Source organism: Tissierella sp. (assembly GCF_052089545.1).
Classification (GTDB): Bacteria; Bacillota; Clostridia; order Tissierellales; family Tissierellaceae; genus Tissierella_A.
Window position 1 is genome coordinate 1 of sequence record NZ_JBQDAA010000124.1, and the last position, 3,108, is coordinate 3,108.

Annotated in this window: 2 protein-coding genes; both read right to left on the bottom strand. The window is 27.8% G+C overall.

The genetic code is table 11. From position 1 onward, the window contains the following. Positions 1 to 48 precede the first annotated feature (48 nt). Positions 49 to 2,196, bottom strand: a complete 2,148-nt coding sequence (locus ACTHW2_RS09025; RefSeq protein WP_442263613.1) for a RelA/SpoT family protein — start codon at positions 2,194 to 2,196, stop codon at positions 49 to 51. 37 nt (positions 2,197 to 2,233) lie between these two features. After that, a partial coding sequence (locus ACTHW2_RS09030) for a DHHA1 domain-containing protein (RefSeq protein WP_442263607.1) occupies positions 2,234 to 3,108 on the bottom strand: 875 nt, incomplete at its 5' end.

A 3,108-nucleotide genomic window follows, 5' to 3' on the forward strand; every position in this document is an offset into this window, starting at 1 on the left:
TTCTTGTGGATAACACAGATATTTTTAAAAATCACATTCTGCAACTATCTAAGTAATTCTATATACATCTATTACGCTTTTAATCTTTTTTATTTCTCTTATAATATATTCTAACTGTTTTTTATCATCTATTTCTATATTCATATTTATAACAACTGTTTTATCTTTTTCAGTTCTTGCATTTATAGATAATAAACTTATATCTGCTTCACTTATATTCATAGCAATTTCTGCTAAAAGTCCAGATCTATCAATTGCTCTTATTTGTATATCCGCAGGATATGATGTAGTTTCTTCAGAATCCCAATGAACTTCTATGAATCTATTAGATTCTACTCCTTGCTCAATATTTGGACAATCAGCTCTATGAACTGATACGCCCCTTCCTTTGGTTATAAATCCTATAATTTTATCTCCAGGCACTGGATTACAACATTTTGATATTCTTATTTTTATATTATCTAAACCTTTTATAGAAACACCACTATATGACTTTTTATTTGTTTTTTGTACAGATTTTTTAGATATCTCTTTGTCAGGTTTAAATTCAATAGTCTTTTCATACAATTCTTTTAACTTTGTTATAACGTGGTTAAATTTTATATTTCCATATCCTATAGATGCATATAAGTCATCAATAGTATTTAAGCTATATTTTTCTGCGATATCCTTTAACCATTCATCTTTCATTATTTCATTTATTTTGTAGTTTTGTCTTTTTAATTCTTTTTCTAAAATCTCTTTCCCTTTGGTTATATTGACATCTTTATCTTTCAATTTAAACCATTGTTTTATTTTTGTCTTAGCTTGTGTACTTTTTACTATTTTAAGCCAGTCTCTACTTGGTCCATTGCTGTTTGAGGAAGTAATTGCTTCTACTATATTCCCATTTTTTAATTTGTAATTTAAGGGAACTATTCTTCCATCCACTTTTGCTCCCACACAAGTATTACCTACATCAGTGTGTACTCTATATGCAAAATCTATAGGTGTTGATCCTTCTGGTAAATTTATTATATCTCCTTTAGGAGTGAATACAAACACTTCATCTGTAAAAAAATCTATCTTTAAAGTTTCCATAAAATCCTTAGGATCCTTCAAATCATTTTGCCATTCCATAAGCTGTTTTAACCAAGTAAGCTTATTATCAAAGTTTTCTGTTTTAGAAATACCTTGTTTATATTTCCAGTGGGCAGCTATACCATACTCTGCTGTCTTATGCATTTCATAAGTTCTAATTTGAACTTCAAATATTTCTCCCTCATTGCCTATAACAGTTGTATGAAGCGATTGATACATATTAGGTTTAGGCATAGCTATATAATCTTTGAATCTTCTAGGCAGTGGCTTCCATAATGTATGAACAATTCCAAGAACACCATAACAATCCTTTATGCTATTTACCAATATTCTAATAGCTGTTAAATCAAATATTTCTTCAAAATCTTTTCCCTGTATAGCCATTTTTTTATAAATACTATAAAAATTTTTAGGTCTTCCATTTATTTGAGATTCTATATCCATTTCTTCTAACTTTGAATCTAATGTCTTAATTATCTTATTTATATAAGCTTCTCTCTCTTTCCTTTTTATAGATACTTTTTCTACGAGTTCATAATATTTTTGTGGTTCTAAATATCTAAGAGATAAATCTTCTAATTCCCATTTTATTTTAGATATACCTAGTCTATGAGCAAGAGGAGCATATATTTCTAATGTTTCTAATGCTTTTTCTTTTTTCTTTTCATCTGTCATATATTCTAATGTTCTCATATTATGAAGTCTATCAGCAAGTTTTACTATAATAACTCTTATGTCTTTTGACATGGCAAGAACCATTTTTCTTAAGTTTTCTGCTTGGTTTTCTTGTTTTGTCTTGTAAGCAATCTTCTTTAATTTAGTAACACCATCTACTAAATCAGCTATCTCATAACTAAATTCTTTTCCTACTTCATCATAACTTATATCTGTATCCTCAATTACATCGTGAAGAAGTCCAGCTATTATGGTAGCAGTATCCATGTTTAGTTCCGATAAAATTAAAGCAACATTTACAGGATGAATAAAAAATTTTTCTCCTGAGTTACGTAATTGTCCATTATGAGCAGCATCCCCAAGATTATATGCCTTTACAATTAGACTAAGATTTGCTTGAGGATTATATTGTTCAATTTTATAAATTAATTTTTCTAGCATAGTACTCATATTGTTCAGCTCCAGTAATTGTTATTTATTAAACTCTATAACTTTCAATTGTAATTTGAATACTTCTTCTACCATTGTAATCATTATAAGAAGGATAATATATTATATCTAAATCTACATTGTTTTCTTTTCCTTTATAGAGCCTTTCTAACTCATCTTCCCCATATTTTGAAATTATAGAATCTTCAAACTTTATAGTATCGTTAAATATAACCCCATCTATATAGGTGTTCTTATTATCATGCAAATTAAATTTTAAGACATTGCCTTTTGCGCCATATTTATATAGTTTTTTAATCTTTAATTCTTTTACTCCAAAAGAAGGTTTAGGGTTTCCCATACCAAATGGTTCAAGTAAATTTAAATCTTCCATAATTTTATCATTTAGAGAAGAGATTGGAAAGACAATATCAATATATCTTCTTTTATAAAAATCTTCTTCTGTAAGTATTGTTATATTGTTTAATTTAAATCTTAAAGATTTTATATTATCTATACTAAGTGAAAGACCTGCAGCCATAGGATGTCCTCCAAAACCTTTTAATAAATCTTTACAATTATTTAATTCTTCAAATATATTATATTGTTCAATAGATCTCCCTGAGCCTTTAGCCCCGTCTAAAGATTTTGTAAGAACTATTGTAGGCTTGTTATATACTTCTTTAATTCTACCCGCAACTATACCTGCAACACTTTCATGTATATCTTCCTCAAATACTACCAAAACCTTATCTTTTTTTAGATCAGTTTCTTCAATTTGCAGTTTTACATCTTCTGTACCTTTATTTGTAATAGATTTTCTTTCTTCATTTATTTTTCTTAGATTTTCTGCCATCTTATAAGCTTCATCTTTATCATTACAAAGCAATAAATCTATTGCCATTAAAGCACTTTCAAGCCTTC

Excerpts from the sequence above, each read along its gene's own strand:
- ACTHW2_RS09025 (WP_442263613.1), bottom strand. The coding sequence starts at position 2,196 with ATGCTAGAAAAATTAATTTATAAAATTGAACAATATAATCCTCAAGCA.